The 24,300-nt window shown below is 43.5% G+C and carries 9 protein-coding genes; 3 read left to right on the top strand and 6 right to left on the bottom strand.

The genetic code is table 11. From position 1 onward, the window contains the following. Window positions 1-73 precede the first annotated feature (73 nt). Entirely contained in the window at window positions 74-3,544 is a 3,471-nt protein-coding gene (locus H4K34_RS02895) for a methylmalonyl-CoA mutase family protein (protein ID WP_210759335.1), read from the top strand. A 33-nt stretch (window positions 3,545-3,577) separates the two neighbouring features. On the opposite strand, the gene H4K34_RS02890 is transcribed toward H4K34_RS02895, so the two are convergent. The 4 genes from H4K34_RS02890 to H4K34_RS02875 are packed head-to-tail and all read right to left on the bottom strand — an operon-like array spanning window position 3,578 to window position 5,665. Then, window positions 3,578-4,312, bottom strand: coding sequence for a hypothetical protein (locus tag H4K34_RS02890; protein ID WP_210759334.1), 735 nt, complete (start codon window positions 4,310-4,312; stop codon window positions 3,578-3,580). 33 nt (window positions 4,313-4,345) lie between these two features. Next, window positions 4,346-4,759, bottom strand: coding sequence for a hypothetical protein (locus H4K34_RS02885; protein ID WP_210759333.1), 414 nt, complete (start codon window positions 4,757-4,759; stop codon window positions 4,346-4,348). Next, window positions 4,756-5,118 (bottom strand): hypothetical protein, encoded by a 363-nt coding sequence (locus H4K34_RS02880; RefSeq protein ID WP_210759332.1) that lies wholly within the window; start codon window positions 5,116-5,118, stop codon window positions 4,756-4,758. Before H4K34_RS02880 ends, H4K34_RS02885 begins: the two co-directional genes overlap by 4 nt. A 52-nt stretch (window positions 5,119-5,170) precedes the next feature. After that, window positions 5,171-5,665, bottom strand: a complete 495-nt coding sequence (locus tag H4K34_RS02875; RefSeq protein WP_210759331.1) for a GbsR/MarR family transcriptional regulator — start codon at window positions 5,663-5,665, stop codon at window positions 5,171-5,173. A gap of 131 nt (window positions 5,666-5,796) precedes the next feature. On the opposite strand from H4K34_RS02875, the gene H4K34_RS18135 reads away from it, so the two are divergent. Together H4K34_RS18135 and H4K34_RS02865 are read left to right on the top strand one after the other, a co-directional pair. Continuing rightward, a complete protein-coding gene (locus H4K34_RS18135; protein WP_210759330.1) occupies window positions 5,797-7,965 on the top strand; it encodes an AAA family ATPase in 2,169 nt (722 codons plus the stop codon). 229 nt (window positions 7,966-8,194) lie between these two features. Next, a complete protein-coding gene (locus H4K34_RS02865) occupies window positions 8,195-10,867 on the top strand; it encodes a TonB-dependent receptor (RefSeq protein ID WP_210759329.1) in 2,673 nt (890 codons plus the stop codon). A 328-nt stretch (window positions 10,868-11,195) separates the two neighbouring features. Here H4K34_RS02865 and H4K34_RS02860 read toward each other — a convergent pair whose 3' ends face one another. Beyond that, on the bottom strand, window positions 11,196-16,994 hold the full coding sequence (locus H4K34_RS02860; RefSeq protein WP_210759328.1) for a T9SS type A sorting domain-containing protein: 5,799 nt from the start codon (window positions 16,992-16,994) through the stop codon (window positions 11,196-11,198). A gap of 308 nt (window positions 16,995-17,302) precedes the next feature. Beyond that, complete coding sequence (locus tag H4K34_RS02855) at window positions 17,303-24,169, bottom strand: fibronectin type III domain-containing protein (protein ID WP_210759327.1); 6,867 nt, start codon at window positions 24,167-24,169, stop codon at window positions 17,303-17,305. Window positions 24,170-24,300: the final 131 nt, after the last annotated feature.

Here is a 24,300-nt window from a genome sequence, read left to right as displayed (position 1 = left end):
AAAGCGATGTTTCAATAAGTATGATGCTGCTCCCCCTTGCTTTATTAAATTTGCGCTACTCAAAAAATGCGCTATGCAAGACATTGCTCCATATACTCCTAAAAACAAAGTTCGCATTGTAACTGCGGCCTCATTATTTGATGGTCATGATGCAGCTATCAATATTATGCGACGGATTATTCAAGCTACCGGCTGTGAAGTAATCCATTTAGGCCACGATCGCTCGGTTGAAGAAGTGGTGAATACCGCTATTCAAGAAGATGCACAGGCTATTGCCATGACTTCCTATCAAGGTGGACATATCGAATATTTCAAGTACATGCACGATCTCCTGAAGGAGAAAGGTGCGCCACATATCAAGATATTTGGTGGTGGCGGTGGAGTAATTCTACCCGAAGAAATCAAAGAATTGCACGAATACGGAATTGACCGTATCTATTCTCCGGATGATGGCCGTGCCTTAGGATTGCAAGGCATGATCAATGATATGATCCAACAATGCGATTTCCCCACCGGAACAAAGCTTAATGGTGAATTAAATCATCTTAAGAGTCAATCGAAACCGGATATTGCCCGCCTTATTTCCGCTGCAGAAAACAATATGGATCTACATCGTGATGTATTGGATCAAGTAGATCAATTAGCAGCAGAATCGAAAAGCCCCGTATTGGGAATTACTGGAACCGGTGGTGCAGGTAAGAGTTCTCTGGTGGATGAATTGGTACGTCGCTTCTTGATGGACCATCCAGAAAAAACCATGGCCATTGTATCGGTAGACCCTTCCAAGCGGAAAACCGGAGGTGCTTTATTGGGCGACCGTATTCGTATGAATGCCATTCGTAATGACCGCGTTTATATGCGCTCCCTAGCTACTCGTCAAAGTAATTTGGCATTGAGTAAACATGTGCAGGAGGCTATTAATATTTTAAAAGCGGCTGACTACGATTTAATCGTATTGGAAACTTCAGGTATCGGACAAAGTGATACTGAGATTTTGGAACACAGCGATGTTTCATTGTATGTGATGACTCCTGAATATGGAGCCGCTACCCAATTGGAGAAAATCGATATGCTCGATTTTGCCGATCTGATTGCTCTAAACAAATTTGATAAGCGAGGAGCACTGGATGCTTTGCGCGATGTGAAGAAGCAGTACCAGCGCAACCATAACCTTTGGGATAAAGACCCAGATGATATGCCGGTATTTGGTAGCATAGCTAGCCAGTTTAACGATCCGGGAACCAATGCTCTCTATCGTGCTATAATGGATGCATTGGTAGAAAAAGCGGGCGCTAAGCACTTAAAAAGCGACTTCAAGAGCAGTGGTGAAATGAGTGAGAAGATTTACATCATCCCACCCAATCGCACGCGCTACCTATCCGAAATTTCAGAAAACAACCGCGGCTACGATCAAAAGGTGCAGAAAGAAGCGGAAGTGGCCCAGAAGCTTTATGGATTATATCAGGCAATACTCAGCTTTGGCGGTCCTAATTTACTGGCAGATGAACACGCTACAGTAGATACAGAGGGTACCTTAAAGGAGTTAGTGGATAAATTCCAGGAGATCAAGAAGGATTTGGATCCCCATAATTGGGATATCATTAAGGCTTGGGAATCCAAAGTGAAGCGCTATAAAGATGAGGTGTACTCCTTTAGCGTTCGTGGAAAGGAAATCCGCATTGAAACTCATACAGAATCTCTCTCTCATAATATGATTCCAAAGGTTTCACTGCCACGCTATCAGGCTTGGGGCGATCTATTAAGCTGGAATCTTCAGGAAAATGTTCCCGGAGAATTCCCTTATACCGCGGGCATCTATCCTTTTAAAAGAACCGGAGAAGATCCTACCCGAATGTTTGCTGGAGAAGGAGGTCCTGAGCGTACTAACCGTCGATTCCACTATGTGAGTCAGGATATGCCGGCCGCTCGATTAAGTACCGCCTTCGACTCGGTTACTTTATATGGTAATGATCCGGATTACCGTCCGGATATTTACGGGAAGATTGGTAACTCAGGGGTAAGTATCTGTAATTTATCGGATGCTAAAAAACTGTATTCCGGCTTTAATTTAAGTGAGCCTACTACTTCCGTAAGTATGACCATTAATGGTCCGGCGCCCATGCTTTTGGCTTTCTTTATGAATGCTGCCGTTGACCAGCAATGTGAAATTTACATTCGCGAAAATGGCTTGGAAGCTCAGGTAGAGGCCAAGTTTAAGGAACTTTACGATGATCAGGGTATAAGCCGACCATTTTACGAAGGACTTCCTAAAAACAGTCCCAAGGATCGTATTGAAGAAAATGTACTTTCTGGAGTAGCGGTAAAAGGTCATCTGCCAAAAGGCAATAATGGTCTGGGATTAATGCTTCTAGGCCTTACGGGCGATCAGGTATTAGATCCTGAGGTGTATGCTGGCATTCGAGCCAAGACCTTATCCGTGGTTAGAGGTACGGTGCAAGCGGATATCTTAAAAGAAGATCAAGCTCAGAACACCTGTATATTCTCCACCGAATTTGCCTTAAGGCTGATGGGTGATGTGCAAGAAAGCTTCATCAATAATAAGGTTCGGAATTTCTATTCGGTATCCATCTCTGGCTACCACATTGCTGAGGCCGGTGCCAATCCGATTACCCAATTGGCCTTCACCTTGGCCAATGGCTTTACCTATGTAGAGTACTATTTAAGTCGGGGTATGGACATTAACGATTTCGGCCCAAACTTGAGTTTCTTCTTCAGTAATGGAATTGATCCTGAATATGCCGTAATCGGGCGTGCAGCTCGTCGGATATGGTCTAAGGCCTTAAAGCATAAGTACGGGGCAAATTCTCGTGCTCAAATGTTGAAGTATCACATTCAAACCTCAGGTAGATCGCTCCATGCACAGGAAATTCAGTTTAATGATATCCGTACCACCTTACAGGCCCTGTACGCGATTTATGATAACTGTAATTCACTGCATACCAATGCTTATGATGAGGCCATTACTACTCCTACCGAGGAAAGTGTTCGTCGGGCCATGGCCATTCAGTTGATTATCAACAAGGAATTGGGATTAGCGAAAAATGAAAATCCGATTCAAGGAAGCTTCATTATTGAAGATTTAACTGATTTGGTTGAAGAAGCGGTATTGAGCGAATTTGATCGTATTACCGAAAGGGGAGGCGTATTAGGCGCCATGGAAACCATGTATCAGCGCGGTAAAATCCAGGAAGAAAGCTTGTACTACGAAACCTTGAAGCATAATGGCGAAATGCCCATTATCGGGGTGAATACTTTCTTGAGTTCAGAAGGATCTCCAACCACTACTCCAGGAGAGGTAATTCGTGCCACCAAGGAAGAGAAGGAGCAGCAGATTCAAAACCTGAATGAATTGCATGAGCGCAATGCAGATCAGGCAAAAATCTGGTTATCGAAATTGCAACAAGCGGCTATCAATAATGAGAATATGTTCGAGGTATTGATGGAAGCTACTAAGTTCTGTAGTCTGGGACAGATTACTACTGCCTTATTTGAGGTAGGTGGACAGTACCGCAGAAATATGTAAGAAAGGATTATCGACTATTATCTAGAGCCCGCATTAGCGGGCTTTTTTTTGTTTGCTAATCTCCAGTTTTACTAAGGTGTTATTATGGGTTTCAAAATGAATCATATCCTTCCCCAATTGAAGGTCATTGTAAAGTATACCCAGGCTATCCACCGTTTCTTGGGAATTTCGGTAAGGGAGTTCCTGATATAATTTATCCAGGCTTTGACCTGGTTTTAAATGAATGAGTTCCCTGAGGAAAATTTCCCGCTGTATTTCTTTGGGCATATAGGGGAATGCCGCTTGTGGACTGATATGGGGAAAGGCCCAGTAATACAAAAAGCAGAATAGCACAGGAGCGAGTAGGGCGGTAAAGCGCAATCGGGGAGACTTGTTTAGTAAGTCCTGCAAAGCGTTCCACTCCAATAGACCTTTAAAAATAAGCCCTGTGAAAAGTCCACCAAGCAGAGAGGAGTAGAAGAGATCAAAATTGCCAGACTCGAAAATAAGTGCGCCAAAGAAGCTAAAGCCAATGAGGGCCGCATGCAAAAGTGAATACCAAAGCACATTCCATTTTCGATAGAAGCCTGACTTTGTGGGAATCAGAAGAAGTGGCCAGGAAACAGAAATGAGCCAGGTAAAAATGACAAAGGCTCCTCCAATTAGAGGAAAATAGGCAATCAGGATTTCCTCTTTATCTGCAAGAATGAAGCGATTCAGAATGGCGGTGATAAAAGTGGAAAGGATCATGGCCACAAAGGAAAGGGCGACCCGAAATCTTCGGGCCAACCTTTCATTTTGAGAAGCAGGGCTAATCATGGTTTACACTTGAGGCTTAAATTGCTGCTGACGTTCCCGAATCTCACGATTAATTCGAGCCGCTTTTTTTCCTCTGAAGAAAAGGAAGAGATTGAGGAAGAGAACTACCCCTAAATAGATGCTAAAGCCACCTACTTTTTGACTGAGAGACTCTACTAAATCGCGGGTAGAGTCGAGATAGTGCATTTCCAGAATCCAGAGTGCAAAGCCAATATTGAGAAGGTAGAAACCGGTTTCAAACAAGCGGTTAGTGCTTAGGGCTAATTCCTCACGACCGTGAAAGATATCGCGCATATAAACCAAACCGTTTTTAAAGAGCTTTCGAGAAACATAGATGGTAAGTGCTACGGTAACAGGAATGGAAATACCATAGGCCCAAAGGGTATAGAAATCGGGGTTTTCGATAATAGGAGTCATGATTGTGGATTTTGAGATGATAAACTTGAGTTTGAAATAGCGTAGAGAACGATGAGATTAGAGTAATGGATGCTACCTAAGATTAGGCAGAGGAGGCCAATGTTTTCGGCCCAGAGCCTGATGAGATCAGCCCAGCTATCGATGCTTTCATTTTGGACCAGGTTATATATGGCGAAGCCTAGGTTTAAAAGGTAATAACCGGTTAGGAGCATGCGATTGATAAAGCGGTCCAAATCTTTTTCAGGGTATAGGGTTTTTAGGAAAGGGGCTCCATTTCTAAAGAGGTGGCTGCCTACCGCGAAGATGATCCATACCGCGGCCAGGAGATAAAGGAAGATGTAAATCCATTGCCAGTTCATTTTGTTGTTTTTAAACTTTCAAAAAATATTGAAACATATATTGAAAAAAATATTAGCTAATAAGTTTGATTAGTTTTTTGAAGAACCAATTGCGATCGCTCTGTTGGAAACGATCCATAACATTGGTAAGGGTAGCGGTAAATTCGTGCATATCTTTTAAGAGAGCGCTGAACTCCGGATCACTTTGATCTTCGGTTTCTTTAAGGTGACCTATCACCTCTAAAACGGGACTTAATTCCCGACGTTTGCGTTCGGAGGCAATTTGGCGAGCAATTTCCCAGATGTCTTTTCCCGCTTCAAAGAACTCTTTTCTTTCGCCAGGGATAAAGCGTTTTTTTACTAAGCCCCAATCAATCAAAGCCCGAATATTCATATTGGCATTGCCTCTCGAAATTTGGAGCTCTTCCATAATTTCTTCGGTGCTTAATGCCTTAGGACTACTCATAAGCAAAGCATGAATCGAAGACATGGTACGGTTAATTCCCCAGCTACTGCCGAGGCTGCCCCATGCCTGAATAAATTCTTTTTTCGCTTCACTGCTTTTCATAGTTCAAATGTATATAATAAATATCAGAACTTTCAATAAATATTGAAAATAATATTTTCTGATTTTGAAATGCTTATAAATGGCTGGCTCAATCAGGATGTTTTAAATTGCCGGAAATCTGAGAATTTACCGTGGATCCCGCTCAAATAGCCCAGCAGTTTTTAAATTATAGTTCCCGTAATGTATTTCTCACCGGCAAGGCAGGTACCGGGAAAACTACCTTTTTGAGGGAATTGGCCGAACATTGCCACAAGAGTTTTATCGTAGTGGCTCCAACCGGGGTAGCGGCACTAAATGCAGGAGGGGTAACCATTCATTCTCAGTTCTTATTTCCATTAGGTTCCTTTTTACCTGAGGGCTCAGCCACGCAATATCCCAATCAGAATTTTTTTGATCGCTCTGCTCTGAGTCGCAGACATCCCTTAAATGCGGCCAGAAAACAAGTCTTACAGGGTATTGACCTGCTGGTTATTGATGAAGTAAGTATGTGCCGGGCGGATTTACTGGATGCTATTGATCAGAGATTAAGACAAGCTAGGCGTAAGAATAAAGCCTTTGGAGGGGTCCAATTATTAATGATTGGGGATTTGTACCAACTCCCACCTATTGTATCAGACCATGAATGGCAGGTACTAAGTGCCTATTATAAGGGCATGCATTTTTTCCATTCCCGAGCTTTAGAGGCATCCGGATTTGTGCAGGTGGAATTGCAAAAGGTTTACCGACAGCAGGATGATGCTTTTGTAAGCTTGCTCAATAAAATTCGGCATGATCGAATTGAAGAGGAGGACTTGGCGAAGCTCAATGAACGTTGTATAAACGATGTGCCGAAAGATGCAATCCATTTAGTCACACATCGACATCAAGCTCAAAAGATTAATCAATCTCGATTGGATGAATTAGCAGGCCAGGTTTACACCTATTCAGCCAAAGTTCAGGGAGATTTTCCCGAGCGAAATTATCCGACCTCCGATGAGTTGAAGCTAAAAGTAGGCGCCCGAGTGATGTTTCTTAAAAACGATAGTGAGGAAGGGGCATACTACAATGGTAAATTAGCGGAAGTAACAGAGTTGGATAAGGAGGCTATTTGGGTCCAAATGGAAGATGAGGATCATTTTAAAGTGCCTTTGGACACCTGGAAAAACTCGCGCTATAAGCTGGATGAGGACAAGCAAAATTTAGAGGAAGAGGTATTGGGGCAATACACCCAGTTTCCCTTGCGATTGGCCTGGGCGATTACCATTCATAAAAGTCAAGGTTTGAGTTTTGACCAAGCGGTGATCGATTTGGGTAAGGCCTTCGCCCCGGGGCAGGCCTATGTGGCCTTAACTCGCTTGCGAAGTTTGGAAGGATTGTATTTAAGTAGTCCCTTGCAACGTTCAGCCCTCTTGATTTCTCGTGAGGCTCAGGAATTTAGTCGCATGAATGAGGACTTAGATACCTTAGCTAGTCTGGATCAGGCTCGAAGTGAGTACCAATTGAATTATTTACTCGAATGCTTTGATTGGCAAGATTGGTATTATTCCTACCGTGATTTCTTTCAGGATAACTATGAGAAGCTCAAGTTGAAAGAAACGGGATTCAGTACTCGATTTGAGCAATTGGAAAAGAATCTGGAGTTACTAATGAAACATGCCCGCAAGTTTCAAGGCCAGATATATGATTTGATGAATTCAGATCAAAGTGCGGAATTAGAGGAAAGACTCGCCAAAGCCAGGGCTTATTTCCTCCCGCATCTGCAAGATTGGTTAGTAGAGGTCCTAAGTTTAAAAGGAGAATACGGTCAGCTTAAGCGAACTAAGCAATTACTCGAGGCCATGGATCTAGTTCCGCAAAAGGCCTTTCAGTACTATTTGAGAATATTTCAGTTAAATGATCAATTGCAGTTCTTAAAAGGAAAGGGTGATTTGCAATTTGAAGATACTAGCCTGAGCAAATCGCGATTATGGGAAGAAATAAAGGCTAAAGTTCCGGAACCCAATTTGCCTAAAGCTAAGGGAGCTAAGAATCAGAAAGGGGAGACCTATAAACAAACCTATCGATTAATCGAAGCAGGTTTATCACCGGAAGCAATCGCAGAAAAACGCAGTTTAACGGTTTCCACTATTTATCGGCATTGCCAAAAAGCCTTGAAAGAAGGAATTCTAGAGATAGATGAAATCTTGACTAAGGAAAGGCTGGAGAGTCTTGAAGCACTGTTTGACCCCGGTCTGGATCGCAATGCCTATCAGTGGAGCCAGGCTCATCCACAGTATCACCAAGACCTTTGGAGGCTATTTCTTCTTTCGCGTTCCAAATAGGCAATTATATAAAGTAGCCTTTAGATCAATGTTAAATAATCCGCATTCTGGGGTCCAGTCTAAGTTTCTGGATATGAACATCTTGTTAGCATTAACGCTCTTTTAACATTTATTGGATTTTAGTAATTCATGCTTAAAATATTCTCAACCTCGTGGGAATATGGCCCGTCTACATTTGCTCGAAATGCTAAACAATCCAATCATGTTTAAAACTATTAAGACAATCTTGATGATGCTTCTGTTTGCTGGCGTGGCCAGTGCACAGAGTTTTGTTTCGGGTACCGTGGTAGACGGAGCCGATGGTAGCCCATTGCCAGGGGCGAATGTGGTGATTTCTGGAACAACTCAGGGTACTCAAACCGATGCCGAGGGTAAATTTAAATTGCGTATTCCTCAGCACAATTTCACCATTCAAATCAGCTTTATTGGTTATCAAGCTATTAGCAAAACCTTAAAGGCGAATGGCGATTTGGAAATGGGAACCATCAAGATGATGGCGGGTTCCAATGAATTGAGCGCTGTTGAAATTGTTGCTTCTCGCACAACCGCAGAGTCTCCTTTCGTATTCCAGGAATTAGACAAAAAGGAAATTGTGCAAAACTTGGGTTCTCGTGACTTACCTAATGTATTGAACGTAACTCCTTCTGTTTACTCTACCAATCAAGGTGGTGGTGCAGGAGATTCTCGAATCAATGTTCGTGGATTTGATCAACGAAATGTAGCTGTAATGATTAACGGGGTTCCCGTTAATGATATGGAGAACGGCTGGGTATACTGGTCTAACTGGGATGGTTTAGGAGATGCTTCTTCTTCCATTCAAGTACAACGTGGTATTAGCCCGGTAAACATTTCCGTTCCTTCAGTTGGTGGTACGATCAACATTATTACTGATCCAGCTGGTCAGGCTCAATCCACTTCTTTCCGTCAGGAGGTAGGTAGCTTTGGTTTCCGTAAATCTACTTTCGGATACAATTCTGGTATGCTCAATGAAAAGTTCGCCTTCTCTTTGAACTTGGTTCGCAAGCAAGGCGACGGTTTCTACCAAGGAACTTATACAGATGCCTGGGCTTACTATTTCGGAGCTTCTTATCAAATGGATGACAATGATAAGTTCGAGATTTACGCCGTAGGTGCTCCACAGCTTCACGGTCAAAACCTCTACGCCCAAAACATCGCTCGCTACAGCCACGACTATGCCAGCGACTTGGAAGACTATGATCAAGCGGCTTTCCAACGTTACCGCGAAGCTGGTCGTGACTTTAACCAGAATTATGGTGGTGTGAGTTCTTCTTATACTGGTCGTCAGTACTACGCTATGTATAATACCAATTTAGGTCAGCGCTACGCTTCAGATTATATTATGGAGCGCGAAAACTACTACCACAAGCCACAAATTAACTTGAACTGGTACCATACCTTCAACAAAGATTTACGTTGGAGCAATGTAGTTTATTGGTCAGGTGGTGCCGGTGGTGGTACTGGTACTTATGGATCTGTAAGTACAGACTATAGTTATCAAGGAATGGGCGTGATTCAGTGGGACAAAGAAATCGCTCAGAACTCTGATAATTTCGACCAAACCTACCATAGTGCTTTAAATGCTTCTACTGGTATTCTCCGTAACTCGGTTAACAAGCAACAAACCTGGGGTGCTATTTCAAAATTGATGTACAATGTGAACAGCAATTTGAATATTCAGGCCGGTGTGGATTATCGCTGGGCTTCAATCGATCACTATCGTGAAGTGCGTGATCTCTTAGGTGGAGATTATTTCGCCTATACCGGTAATGATTTCGAGTCTAGCAATGCTCAGTTTATGAAAGGTTTAGGTGATAAAATTGCTTACGATAATACCAATCAGGTAAGCTGGTTAGGTGGATACGCCCAAGCGGTTTATGATACCAAGAAATTGAACCTTTTCGGTATGGCCGGATATACCGTGGTTTCTTATGATTATACTGACCATTTCCAAAATGATGGAACCGGTAATGCTTTAAACCTTGCTACTGATAATCTTCCAGGATTCCAGGTGAAGGCCGGTGCTGCTTATAAAGTAAACCGCAATTTCAACTTCTTTGTGAATGGTGGATACATTAGCCGTAACCCTATTTTCGATTATGCAATCAATGATGGTGCAGGGGTAGTTTATGACAATCCTGAAAACGAGAAAGTGAGCATCTTCGAAGCTGGAGCTAGCTACTATATTGGTAACAAATTCGGTTTAACTGTAAACTATTACAATACTACCTGGACGGATCGTACCATTACCCAGAATGTTCGCTTAATGAATGGAGACGAAGACTTTATCTTCTTAGGCGGATTAGGTCAGAACCATAGTGGTGTTGAATTAGCTGGTTCTTATCAGCCCATTGAAGGACTGCGTTTCGACTTCGGTTCTTCTATCGGAAACTGGGAATATACCAGCGATGTAAATGCTACTTATACCACTTACGAAAACGGTTCAGCCGTGGAGAACACCTTCAATTTATATGTGAATGGTCTTAAAGTAGGTGATGCTCCCCAAACTCAAGCTTATATCTCCGGTTCTGTGGATATTACCGAAGGTTTAACCGCTAAAGTGGACTACCGCTATTACACTTCTTTCTATTCTAACTTCAACCCAATGGATCGTACGGATGAAGGAGATCGCACTCAGTCTTGGCAAGTACCTGACTACGGTGTAGTTGACCTTCACTTATACTATGATCTTCCATTAAATACTGAAGATTATAGTGTTAGCGTTTTTGCTCACGTATTTAATGCTTTAAATACTATCTACATTCAAGATGCCACTGATAACAGTCAGTACAATTCTTTCGATGGAGATCATGATGCAGATGATGCTGAGGTATTCTTTGGAATTCCAAGAAACTTTAATGCTGGATTTACCATCCGCTTCTAAGCTTCTAAAAAAAAAATACAAAGCCCCATCTGCTAGCAGATTGGGGCTTTTTTTATTGGCTATCCTGAAACCTCTTGCTTCTCCTAATATACTAAAATTAAAGCGCCCTTTTCTAGGCCTGATTTGAAACTGAACAATAGTCTTTAATAGAATTCCTTGAACATCGTTAAATAATGCAGGAGGACTCAGGATATAGCCTTATCCAAGCTTTTTTGTTATTAATTCTGGTTCTACAAATCTTTTCATAAGTCAATAAGGAATTCCACAAGGGAATAAAAAAAGCCCGATACCAAAGTACCGGGCTTAATTAATTTGCTAAATCTGGATCTTATTTCACACTTAATCTACGGTGTGCTTTCAGATCTCCGGATTGAATTTCGATCATATAGATTCCTGAAGCGAGCTGGCTTACATCCAGTTCACGCTTAAATTCTCCTCCGGCAGCACGTTCCTGAACATTCATAACCTCGCGGCCTTGAGCGTCCACTAAACGAATTACTGCATCGGCACTGCTTACAGCGGTGAAGTTGATGTTCACCATAGAGTTAGCAGGGTTAGGATAAACACTTAAGCTATTAGCTAAAGGATTCTCTTCGATACCAATGTTCACATTGATATTGTAAGTAAGGGTATCGCTACCACAAGCATTGCTTACTACTAAGGTTACGGTATAACCACCATTTCCTAAGTATACCATGGTATCAGCAGCATTGCTGGAAGTAACACCATTACCGAAGTTCCACTCATAAGTATCAGCATCCGTAGAAGCAGAGGCATCTACATAGATTTCATAGGAGTTACCTACAATGGCGCTGTCAATAGTGAAGCTTGCTACTGGTAATGGACCAGAAGCGGTACTGAAGTTATTCATGGTGAAGCCTGAAGTATCGCTGCTACAAGTGTCAGCTACATATACATCATAAGAAGTACCAGGGTTCAAGTTCGAAATCAAGTAGGGGGCAGTTACTACACCCGTTAGGGTACCGGTACCCGGAGTAAATCCAGCAGGACCGTACTCGATCAATGAACCACCCGAATGGCTATTCCAATCTACTTCGATGGCATCACATGCTACATTGGTAGTAGCCCAGATTGAGTCTGGTGCGGTACATGGGGTAGAAGGGCTACCAGTACAATAGGCGATAAAGTTAGCCATGGTATCTCCTTGTGCGGTTAGGCCACTGGCATAATAGAATGCTGAAGTGTCTCCAAGTGGGTTGTATACAAAGAATCCAACTTCAGATGGCCAACCACCTCCGGTAGTCAATACAATTTGAGTAGGCAAGGAGTCACATAAGGAAAGTGAATCTTGATACAATGTACCACCAGTGAAGTTGGAACCAAGTTTACCGATTTCAATACCATTTTGATACACTGTGATTTCTGCGCCATTCCATCCATCACCAAAGGAATCGGTAAGGTCGAAGTGGAAAATACATTGTTGACTCACGGCACAAAGTGAGGTATTCATCTTAACCGGGCCGTACCATGCAGAGGTGTCGTTTGGTCCACAAATTTCACGTACATAGATATCATAGCTCGATGACGACATAAGTGAAGTTATAGTCGCGCTATTGGTATTGCTACTTTGAATAGAACCGGTTCCGGCGGTATGTCCCACAGAGCCATACTCTACCTCAAAGCTGGTTCCTGGGCCATTTGAAACCCAAGACATGCCGATGTCTGTTAAACCACCTGAGGTTTGTACCAGGTTGGTTGGGGCAGCACAGGTTGGAGGTGTACAAAGGGCTGTGAAAGTACCCATAATGGTGTTCAGGTTCGTAGTGCCGGTAGCGGCATAATTTACAAGTGTATCACCCCAGGGGGTAAAGAACATGATTCCCATTTCGCTGGGCCATCCACCAGTATTACTTACCACAATTGAAGTTGGGAAGTTATCACATAAGAGAACAGAGTCGGAGTAGAGACTACCACCGGTAAAGTTCTGTCCTAAGGTAGCTACCGTAACTCCGTTCTGACGGATTTCTACCAAACCACCATTCCAACCATCGCCAAAGGCATCAATTAGGTCATAAGTGAACCAGCATTGATTAGTTGCAGCACAAACAGTGGTTGACATTTTTTCTGGCCCAACAATACGACTGGTATCGCCAGGAGCACAAATCTCACGGATGTACACATCATAAGAGGTAGCGGCCTGTAAGCTGTTTATGGTGAATGGATTTGAGTTGGCAATTATAGTGGTGCCATTTCCTGGAGTAAATCCAACCGGACCATATTCAATCGCCCAAGAGTTACCAACTCCATTAGAAGTCCAGGATACATGCAACATGTTTAGATCTGCGGAATCCAATTGCAAGTCTGAAGGTCGAATACAAGTTGGAATGGTTTCGTAGATGAGATCATCAATCAGCAATGGACTGAAGGTAGATCCTTGTCCGTGCATTAGCCCAAAGAACATGTCGGTGCCATTGTATCCATTAGCCGCGGTAAACTCAACATTGTATTGAGTAAAGGCAGCTCCATCAGGATAAATGGTGTCAATAGCATGGAAGGTGCTCGCATCATTACCATTGCTCATAGTACCGATGATCAGCGAATGAGGTGGCGTTGCATTAAAGGTGCTGCGCGCATAGAATTCAATACGCTTGTCACCACCATTTAAATCTGTGGTAGGAGGAGAAACCAAGATTAATGGTGAGCCGGTTACACTGCCATTGTCTATTTCCACATAGTTAGGCGTAGAGATAGGGGCGTAGAAACTTAAATCCTGAATGGTTACTCCATCGAAAGTAGAACCATTAAATGAGGCGTCTTCTACAATACCAAAACAGCCAACATCTTTAGTAGCCGAGGTGTAGGCATCCCAATCTTCAAAATAAGGAGCGCTGATAGGGCTACATGGGGTACAAAATTGGAAAGGACCCGTCCAATCAGAACTATCGCCTGCTGAACATACGGAGCGCACTAAGAATTCGTAGCAAGTGAATTGACTAAGTGTATCAATCAATATTCCTGAGCTGCTGCTCATTACCTGGGTTCCGGCAGTGGTTGAGGTACCTTGGTAGAATCCTGCTGGTCCAAACCAGTACTGGTAATTTGAAGCTGTTCCGGCCCAATTTAGAGTAGCGGTTGTGTCAAACAAGCTACTTACAGCCAGGTTTCCGGGTTTAGGGCAGCTAACAGCCTCCAGAACTAAATCATCTATCGTATAACCGTCGCAACATGTAGTGCTGAAAATACCGTTCTGACCTTCTTGATCGAAGCGAATTTGAGTGGTAGCACCCACCGTTTGACCAGCAGCGGCAAGAGGGCCTACGATGTCTACCCCAATGATAGAGTCATACGAACCAACATTTGGAGAGTTCATCACACCGATTTGCACCCAGGTGTCAGCTACGCTTCCACGGGCAAAGATTTTATTGCCAGGGCGTGAGGTAGCAGTATGACGCATGTAGTATAAGCTAAGTGTTATACCAGGCGATGTGGTATAATTACTAAGATCTACCGTCATGGTTAAATCATTAATCACCAGATTATTGGTGAAACTAGATTGCCCCACTGTCATGGCTTGTAGTCCATTACGGTAGAAAGTAGCTCCGGCTTGTAGATCAAAGCGACCGTTTCCTACCGGGTTCATAGTCCATGAATAGCTCGGATTACATAATTGATCTGGGGTCGTGAATACCGGTCCGGTAGAATAGTTTTCAAAACCCTCAATAAGAGGTAGAACTGCCGCCGTAGTTAATGCACAAGCGGTACTGGCAGAATGGAACACTGGTAAGCTTGCGGTACCCCCAAAACAGCTGTCTACCAGATAGAAGTCATATGCGGTTTGAGCACTTAAACCCGTGATCGTGATGCTGGAATTTGTAGTGCCTACGATGGTTCCGGTACCTGGAGTAAATCCAGCAGGGCCATATTCAATGCTAAAGCTGGTACCTGATCCGGCGGTCCAAGAAAGACCTAAGGAGTCGGAGGTAGCGAAGGAGGTCATGAAATTGGTTGAACGAGCACAAAGTTCTTCTTGAATCAGAACGTTGTCAATCAACCACCACCAAGCCCAGGCGCCATTATCCTGGTAAACAAAACGAACTTGAAGGCTATCATTAGCATAAGCCGTAATATCGATTTTCTGATGATCTGGGGCTCCAAAGGCTCCAATATTGGCGGTTTGGTTCAATAGGCCAATCCAATTGTTACCATCCCAAACTTCTACTATGGCATTAGAGCCAAGGTTTTGGTAGAATTGATCAAATTCCAGATATAAAGTTCCAGTGATATTACCTGCATCGATATAAGGACTCAATAAGTTTTCATCCATGGTAACTGCACCCGAACCTGCATTATCAGAATCGGCCTCTACCCATCCAGGGGAGCTATTCAATCCAGCGGGGTTGGTTGTAGTTGTGGAGGAGGTAGCATGTACCCAAGTATCGGTTGTAGTTCCACCGTCTTGAGCAATGAAACATCCAAGGCCAATGTCAAAGTTTTCAGAATAAGGTAAGCTCTGCGTTAAGCAAAGAGTGCATACTGTGAAAGGACCAGACCAGATAGAAGTACCATTACCTCCGCTTGTACAATCAGTACGCAGGTAAACATCGTAGCAATTGGCAGAACTTAAACCACCAATGGTACCCGTATTGCTGGGCAGGGTGCCAACCGTTCCGGTTCCCTGCTGATAGCCAACAGGACCAAACTCGTATTGTACAGGATTGCTGCTGCTGTTATAGCTGAAGGTAGCAGTGGTAATTCCAACCGCATCTAAACTGATATTAGTTAATTGAGGACAGGCTGGAATCGCTTCATATACAAAATCATCGATGTACACATCGCTAAAGGTATTTTCCAGTCCATGACGGAAAACCACATATTTATCTGAGCCATTATAGCCACTAGAGGCATTTAAAGGGATAATAACCAATTGCCAAGATGTGCTTAAGGTAATGGTGTCGATAGGATTAAATGCGGAGCCAGGTAATTGTGAATTAGAGGTACCTACAATTAAGGTATTGCTAGCTACTTGTGAGCTCACATAGAATTTTACCTGACGAGTGTTGCTGGTCATATCGCTGAATTCAGGACTTACTGAAATCAGGGTGTCACCTGCGGAGAAATTAGAGCTACTGAAGATCTCTAAGACATTATTACCACTATATGCATTGGTTACCGTTTCGGTTCTGGCATATGCATTTAGATCGTAGTTATTGTATTGTACCCAACACTGTGGTTCGTCACCATCCGTATCAGACTCAAAGTCGCGTGCATAATAAGTGTTGAAAGGAACGCAGCTGGTTTCGAAAGTAATGGCACAGATGGTACCACTTAAACCATTGGAACCACAATCCGACTCAACATAAGCCTCATAAGTAGTTGCGGCGCTTAAACCGGTTAGGGTTACAGTGTCGTTCGTAAAGGTTTGAGGCGTTACTGTAGCAGGATCAAAGCCTGGGGCACCTACATAAACGCGGTAGCCTGAGGTTGCTGCAGCAACAGCGTCAAAAGTTAAGATGGCTGCGTTTGGAGTGCTGCTTAACCAACGGAAATTTACAGGAACAGGGCAATTTAAGGCCTCATCGACGGTAATCTCATCAATGGAGATATCGCCAGTAAAGGAGCTACCTCTTTCACCTACAAACTTGATACGTACTGTATCTCCAAAGTAGGCAGATAAGCTAACGGCTGATGGTAGCCAGCAATCTCCTTCTCCTGTTTGTTGCTGACCAACAATTGAACTCTCAAGCGTCCAGCCAGTGCCATCATTTACATAGATGTCGAGCTGACCAATGGTAGCACCGAACATGTGGTACAGGAAGCGCAGTTCAGGGTTTGTTAATCCCACCAGGTCGATTGGTGGGGTAATTAAGCCGGCGGTATCGCCTAATGCACCTCCTGAAGTTTCGAGGTAAGCATAAATACCGGTGCCTGAAGCATCATTCAGGGGGCCGGTTCCAGCGGAATTTGCCGTTCCGCTACTTTCATATTCCCAGCGAGGTGCTGTAGAACGAGTTCCCACATAACAATTCCCGAAGGTGGCCTGATAGCCTGCAATTTCAGAATCGAAATTTTCGGTGTAGGGAGTTGAAAGTGGAGAGCTTGGTGGACATTGAGCCGCCGCTCCTAGCCAAAGATTGACGAGGAGTAAGGTTAGTAGTACTCTTTTCATCTAGTTAGGGATATTACAGTTTACTATACAATAATAGCTTTTTAAAATGAGAAATTTAACTGTTTTATAAGCTTGCTAAAAATAATATTAGTAAAACTCTGGTGTAATAACACTTTTGAAAAGAGGGTTTTAGCTAGTGAAATCTTGTTTTTTTTTGGATGGTATTTAATAGGCCTTATAGCTGTGTAAAGGCCAGTTTATATAAGGGTTTTTAGGGCTTTGGATAGATGAATTTTGTACTAAAAAGAAAGCCCCCCTTGCAGCTTGAAAAGCAACAAGGGGGGCTCTTTATGAAATTCCTAAGAATCTTATTTCACACTTAATCTACGGTGTGCTTTCAGATCTCCGGATTGAATTTCGATCATATAGATTCCTGAAGCGAGCTGGCTTACATCCAGTTCACGCTTAAATTCTCCTCCGGCAGCACGTTCCTGAACATTCATAACCTCGCGGCCTTGAGCGTCCACTAAACGAATTACTGCATCGGCACTGCTTACAGCGGTGAAGTTGATGTTCACCATAGAGTTAGCAGGGTTAGGATAAACACTTAAGCTATTGGCTAAAGGATTCTCTTCGATACCAATATTCACATTGATATGATAAGTAAGGGTATCGCTACCACAAGCATTGCTTACTACTAAGGTTACGGTATAACCACCATTTCCTAAGTATACCATGGTATCAGCAGCATTGCTGGAAGTAACACCATTACCGAAGTTCCACTCATAAGTATCAGCATCAGTAGAAGCAGAGGCATCTACATAGATCTCATAAGAGTTACCTACAATCGCGCTGTCAATAGTGAAGCTAGCTACTGGTAATGGACCAGAGGCAGTAGAAGTGCTTACCATATTGAAGCTTGAAGTATCGCTGGTTCCACAAGTATCAGCAACATAGATGTCGTAAGCTGTACCTGGGCTCAAGCTTGAGATCAGGTATGGAGCGGTTACCACACCGGTGAAAGTACCAGTTCCAGGGGTAAATCCAGCTGGACCGTATTCAATAAATGAACCACCAGTATTGCTGTTCCAGTCTACTTCAATACCATCACAACTTACATTGGAAGTTGCCCAGATAGAATCTGGCATGGCACAAGGAGTAGGAGCACCAGCACAGCTTGCTAAGAAGCTTACCAGAGTATCACCTTGTGAAGTTGTGCCACTGGCAATATAACTGCCAACACTTGCTCCGGTAGGATCAAATACTTCTAATCCAATTTCACTTGGCCATCCACCAGCGGTAGTAAGAGCTACAGCAGTTTGGAACATGTCACATAATTGGATAGAGTCTTTGTATAAAGTACCAGTGGTAAAGTTGGATCCCATCTTACCTACTTCGATACCGTTTTGGTAAATGGTTACTTCGCCACCATTCCATCCGTCACCGAAGGTGTCTTTAAGATCGAATACGAACCAACATTTGCTGCTGGCTAAACAGATATCAGTGCTAGCCACTAAAGGACCAGTCCAAGCTGAGGTATCTGCTGCACCACAAATCTCACGTACATATACATCATAATTAGTAGCTGCGGTAAGGCTGTTGATGGTTTCAGGATTGTTGGAAGTAGTCAATAAAGTTCCGCTTCCAGGAGTAAATCCAACCGGACCGTATTCAATTTGCCAGCTGGTACCAGTACCATTAGCAGTCCAACCAATTGTGATATCATTTAAGTTCTTAGCAGTTTGTACTAAGAATGTAGGACGAGGACAGCTTGCTCCAACTTGTACACGGAATTCGTCGATAGAAATATCACCGGTAAATGATGAACCGATATGTCCTTCGAATACGAATTTGTATACACCTGGAGTCAGGTTAGCAATACTCACATTCCGTTGCCAGAAAGGATCAGACTGCGCAGTTTGTTGTTGACCAACTAAGCTGTCAATAGCTGTACGACCACCAAGGTTATCCTCAGCATAAACTACTAAACGGTTAATAGTTGCTCCGAACATGTGGTACCAATATTCAACTTCAGGATTAGCTAAGCCTGTAATGTCGATGGGGGGAGAGATTAACTCTGCAGGACCACCAGTAGATGAAGTTTCTAAGTACATATAAGTACCACCAGTAACACTGGGAGTAGTAGCATCATAGAATGGACCAGTACCAGTACTGTTCTCGTTTGCACCAGTGGCATCTTCTGATTCCCAATGCAGGGAACCAGTAACTGTGTTTTGTGTCCAACAGTTTTCCCATCCTGTAGGAGTACCAGTTGCAACACCGATGGTAATACCTTCGAAATTGGTATAGTAAGGAGCAGGGTTACTAGGAGCACAAAGTGTGCTGAAGCAGAATGGTCCTCTCCAGAAACTGGTATCGGTGGCCGAGCAAATTTCACGCACCCAAACACAGTATCCGGTTCCAGGAGTAAGGCCAGCTAAAGTGGCGGCCGGGGTAGAAATTGTGGTACGCGTGTTACCTGGATCGCCCAATGGATTGATTCCGTATTCGTACTCAAAGCTAGAACCACCATTCGCACTAGTCCAGCTTACACTGGCGCTGTTCGAGGTGATGCTGGTAACATCCAGACTATCAGGACGAATACAACTTGGAATTGCTTCGTAGAAGATATCATCGATAAGAATAGTTTGGAAAGTAGCAGTTAAGCCGTGGGCAATCGCAAAGTACTTATCAGTACCATTGTAACCATTGCTAGCATTAAAGTTAACAATGTACTCTACCATAGCACCGGTTTGCAATGGAATGGTATCCAGAGCGTTGAAAGTGCTATTATCTAATGGATTGCTCATAGAGCCTACTACGATTTCAGGATTCTGGAAGGTGGTAGTGGTACGGGCATAGAAACGGATCCGTTTATCCGAAGCACTTAGGTCATTGGTGCGAGGTGAGATCAAGATCAGATCATCATTCACGATGTTACCATTATCCAACTCAGCTACATTAGGAGCAGAGAATGGCTGGTTGAAGGTACCGGTTTGAATGGTAACTCCCTGGAAAGCACTTATGGTCAAACTAGGATCTTCGTATTTATTAAAACATCCTAAATCTAATCCGGTAGCCAAAGCATCCCAATCTTCATGTGAAGGAGCAGAAATACTTAAACATTCCGTTTTGAAGCATTCAGAGCCTATCCAGATACTGGTATCACCAGGAGCACAGATTTCGCGAACCCAGAAACAGTAGTTAGTACCTGGAGTTAAACCCGTAATGGTAGTAGTATCATTAGAAGCAACCACACGGCTGTTACTAGATGAGCCGAAGGCTCCGGTTCCATATTCAATCTGGAAGCTTCCTGTACTTCCGCTGAAAGGAGTCCAGCTTACCATAGCATTCATGCTATCCACCTGTAAGGTCTTGAGATTGCTTACTTCAGGACAGGTAGGAATTTGCTCGTAGGTAACATCATCAACTAAGATGGTGTAGAAGGTAGCATCCTGACCGTGCGCAATCGCAAAGTATTGATCCGTACCATTATACCCATTAGCGGTCGTTAAGTTTACTACGTAACGAGTAAATGCATTTCCATCCGGATAAATAGTATCTAATCCATGGAAGGTAGCAGCATTGTTACCATCTGCCATGGTACCTACGATTAAACTATGAGGTGGTGTACCCACAAAAGTAGCGCGACTGTAGAATACAATTCGCTTATCACCGGCAGTCATGTCGGTAGTTGGAGGAGATACTAAAAGCAATGGAGCTGAAGTAGCGGATGAGTTATCCATTTCTACATAGTTGGGTGTAGAAATAGGATTGTAGAAGGTACTATTTTGGATGGTAACCCCTAAGAAGTTGGAGCTGTTTAAGCTAGGATCTTCGATAGAGCTGAAACATCCAAGGTCCTTTGAAGCCGAGGTAAGGGCATCCCAGTTCTCAGAATGAGGAGCACTAATTGGGCTACAAGGAGTACAGAATTGGTAAGGAGCACTCCAAGAAGAAGTATCACCAGGCTGACATACTGTACGTACCAGGAATTCGTAGCAAGTAAATTGACTTAATGTGTCTACAACAACTCCTGAGCTTGCGCTAAAGCCTTTAATCCCACCGGTAGTGGTAGTTCCCTGGAAGAATCCAGCAGGACCAAACCAGTATTGGAAGTTGGATGCTGATGAAGCACCGGCCCAATTTAAGGTAGCAGTAGTGTCAAATACACCACTCACGTTTAATCCACCAGGCAATGGACAAGCTACTGCCTCAAGGGTAATGTCTTCTAAAGTATAGCCATCGCAGCAGGTATTGCTGAAGCTGGATCCGTTTTGACCTTCCTGGTCGAAGCGAATCTGAGTAGTAGCACTAACGGTTTGACCTACAAGACCTAATGGAGCTACAATGTCCATTCCGATAATGGAATCGAAACCACCGCTTAAAGAGTTGTTCAAGCTGGCTAATTCAACCCAAGGGTCAGAGGCGCTACCACGAGCATACACCTTGTTGCCAGGGCGAGAGGTAGTAGTATGACGCATCCAGTAGAAGCTCAATTCAATACCATTAGCGGTAGTGTAATTGCTTAAATCTACCGTCATAACCATACTGTTGGTTTCAGGCGTAGAAACAAATGGATCGTGATCCGCTGTTAAGGCCTGTAAACCACTTCTGTAATAGGTAGATCCAGCTTGTAAGCGGAAGCGACCATTACCAGAGGATGGGTTTAAGGACCAGTAGTATGAAGGGTTACATAAGTACTCGGTAGTACCATTGAAGGTAGGACCTTGACTGTAATTTTCGAAATCTTCGGTTAAAGGCAATACAGCAGGAGTGCTGATAGCACAAGCCGTTGCTACATTTAAGAATACAGGTAAACTGGCAATACTACCAGAACAGGTATCGATTAAGTAGAAGTCGTAGCTGGTTTGTGGTGATAAACCAGTAATAGTAATTGAAGAATTAGAAGTACTGGTTAAAGTACCACTACCTGGGGTGAATCCGGCAGGACCATATTCGATGCCAAAGTTGCTACCTGCACCTGGAGTCCAAGCCAGACCAACTGAGTCAGCAGTTACAAAGGCTGCGGTGAAGTTGGTTGAACGGGCACAAAGTTCTTCTTGTACAAGAACGTTGTCGATTACCCACCACCAGGCCCAAACGCCATTGTCTTTGTATACGAAACGTACTTGAAGACTGTCATTGGCATAAGCAGTAATGTCAATCTTTTGATGATCTGGATTTCCCCAAGCACCAACATTAGTTGAATTTTGAGTAAGCACATTTACCCAGGCATTTCCATCCCAGATTTCTACTTCAGCATTTGATCCTAGGTGCTGATAGAACTGGTCAAATTCCAAGTATAAGGTTCCGGTGATACTTCCGGCATCGATATAAGCACTGGTGATATTTTCATCCATGGTGATTGCACCTGAACCGGCATTATCTGAATCTGCTTCAATCCAACCTGGAGAAGCATCCAGTGCAGTACCAGTTGTGGTAGTGGTAGTATTGGATGAAGTGGCGTGAATCCAGGTGTCTGTGGTGTTACCACCATCAGTTACTACAAAACAACCTAAACCAATATCGAAGTTTTCAGAATAAGGTAAAGATTGAGTAGTACAAAGAGTACATACTGTGAAAGGGCCAGACCAAATGGAAGTTCCATTACCACCACCGGTACAATCGGTACGCAAGTACACATCGTAGCAGCTAGCGGAGCTTAAACCATTAATGGTACCGGTTCCTGCGGGAAGAGTACCAACCGTACCGGTTCCTTGAGTATAACCTACAGGACCCCATTCGTATTGAACTGGGTTTCCATTGCTATTATAGCTGAATGTTGTAGTGGTGATTCCAACATTGGTTTGGCTGATGTTGGTTAATTGAGGACATGCAGGAATTGCTTCGTATACAAAGTCATCAATATAAACATCGCTGAAAGTGTTTTCCAGACCATGACGGAATACTATATACTTATCGCTTCCATTATATCCGGTGGCGGCATTTAATGGAAGAATTACCAATTGCCAGGAACTGGTCAGATTTGATAAAGTATCAATCCAGCTAATTGGAGCACCTGGGTTTTGTGAATTAGTGGTGCCAATCATTAAGGTATTGGTACCTGTTTGAGCAGCAACCTGGAACTTAATTTGACGAGCATTGCTGGTCATGTCACTAAACTCGGGACTTATAGCCATCAAAGTGTCTGCCGGGGTGCCGCCACTTGCGCTATAAAGCTCTAATACATTGGTGCCACTATAGGCTTGGGGACTGTTGAAAGTAGGAATGGTAACTACCTCTGCCCAAGAGCTAGCAGGATTGTAAGAAGAATACTGAGCCCAGCACTGAGCGGGGTCACCAGCTGCATCGCTGTCAAAGTCGCGGCTGTAGAAAGTGTTGAATGGAACACAAGTGGTTTGGAATAACAAACCTTTACAAAGAGTTCCGCTTACACCATTAGTACCGCAATCTGACTCTACATAAACTTCATAATTGCTAGCAGCAGCCAATCCGGTTAAAGTAATGTTGTTACTGGTGTAATTTGTTGGAGTAACTGTTGCTGGATCAAATCCTGGAGCTCCAACATAAATATTGTAACCTGAGGTAGCATTAGCCACTGCATCAAAGGTAATGGTAGCGGTAGTAGGAGTGCTGCTTACCCAAGTTAAGTTCAAAGGAATAGCACAGTTCAATTCGTTATCTACCTCAATTTCATCAATAGAAATGTCACCGGTAAATGAACTACCACGCTCACCAACAAACTTAATGCGAACAGTGTCGCCGAAATAGCTCGCTAAACTTACAGATGAAGGCAACCAACAATCGCCTTCTGCAGTTTGTTGCTGACCAACAATTGAGCTTTCTAAAGTCCAACCGGTGCCGTCATTAACGTAAACATCCAATTGGCCAATAGTTGCACCGAACATGTGGTACATGAAACGGAGCTCTGGATTGGTTAAACCAACTAGGTCGATTGCTGGTGTAATTAAACCAGCCGTGTCACCTTGTGCTCCTCCTGAGGTTTCCAGATAGGCATACAAACCTGATCCTGATACATCATTGAGGGGTCCTGTGCCAGTAGAGTTGGCGGTTCCGCTGGTTTCATACTCCCAGCGAGGGTTTGAACTTTGGGTTCCGATGTAGCAGTTCCCGAAAGTTGCTTGATAGCCCGCTGTCTCGGAGTCAAAATTCTCCGTGTAGGGCGTCACCAAGGGGGAGCTTGGCGGACATTGGGCATAGCCCAACTGCCATAACCCCACCAAAGTGAGGGTTAATAGTAATCTTTTCATAAACAATGGATAATTATTACAAATGCAATAATAAACTATTCCACTTTGTTTAGAAGAATTCTAAAGCCTGAAATGTGTACGATTTTTAACATTCAGTTAATAACCACCCCTTTGCCAGTAAAGGTAAAATG

It is taken from the genome of Croceimicrobium hydrocarbonivorans (genome assembly GCF_014524565.1).
In the GTDB taxonomy this organism is placed as follows: domain Bacteria; phylum Bacteroidota; class Bacteroidia; order Flavobacteriales; family Schleiferiaceae; genus Croceimicrobium; species Croceimicrobium hydrocarbonivorans.
Note: the sequence above shows the minus strand (reverse complement) of the source record. Positions and strands in the feature narration are given on the sequence as shown.

Excerpts from the sequence above, each read along its gene's own strand:
- H4K34_RS02895 (WP_210759335.1), top strand. The coding sequence starts at position 74 with ATGCAAGACATTGCTCCATATACTCCTAAAAACAAAGTTCGCATTGTA.
- H4K34_RS02885 (WP_210759333.1), bottom strand. The coding sequence starts at position 4,759 with ATGACTCCTATTATCGAAAACCCCGATTTCTATACCCTTTGGGCCTAT.
- H4K34_RS02880 (WP_210759332.1), bottom strand. The coding sequence starts at position 5,118 with ATGAACTGGCAATGGATTTACATCTTCCTTTATCTCCTGGCCGCGGTA.
- H4K34_RS02875 (WP_210759331.1), bottom strand. The coding sequence starts at position 5,665 with ATGAAAAGCAGTGAAGCGAAAAAAGAATTTATTCAGGCATGGGGCAGC.
- H4K34_RS02865 (WP_210759329.1), top strand. The coding sequence starts at position 8,195 with ATGATGCTTCTGTTTGCTGGCGTGGCCAGTGCACAGAGTTTTGTTTCG.
- H4K34_RS02860 (WP_210759328.1), bottom strand. The coding sequence starts at position 16,994 with ATGAAAAGAGTACTACTAACCTTACTCCTCGTCAATCTTTGGCTAGGA.
- H4K34_RS02855 (WP_210759327.1), bottom strand. The coding sequence starts at position 24,169 with ATGAAAAGATTACTATTAACCCTCACTTTGGTGGGGTTATGGCAGTTG.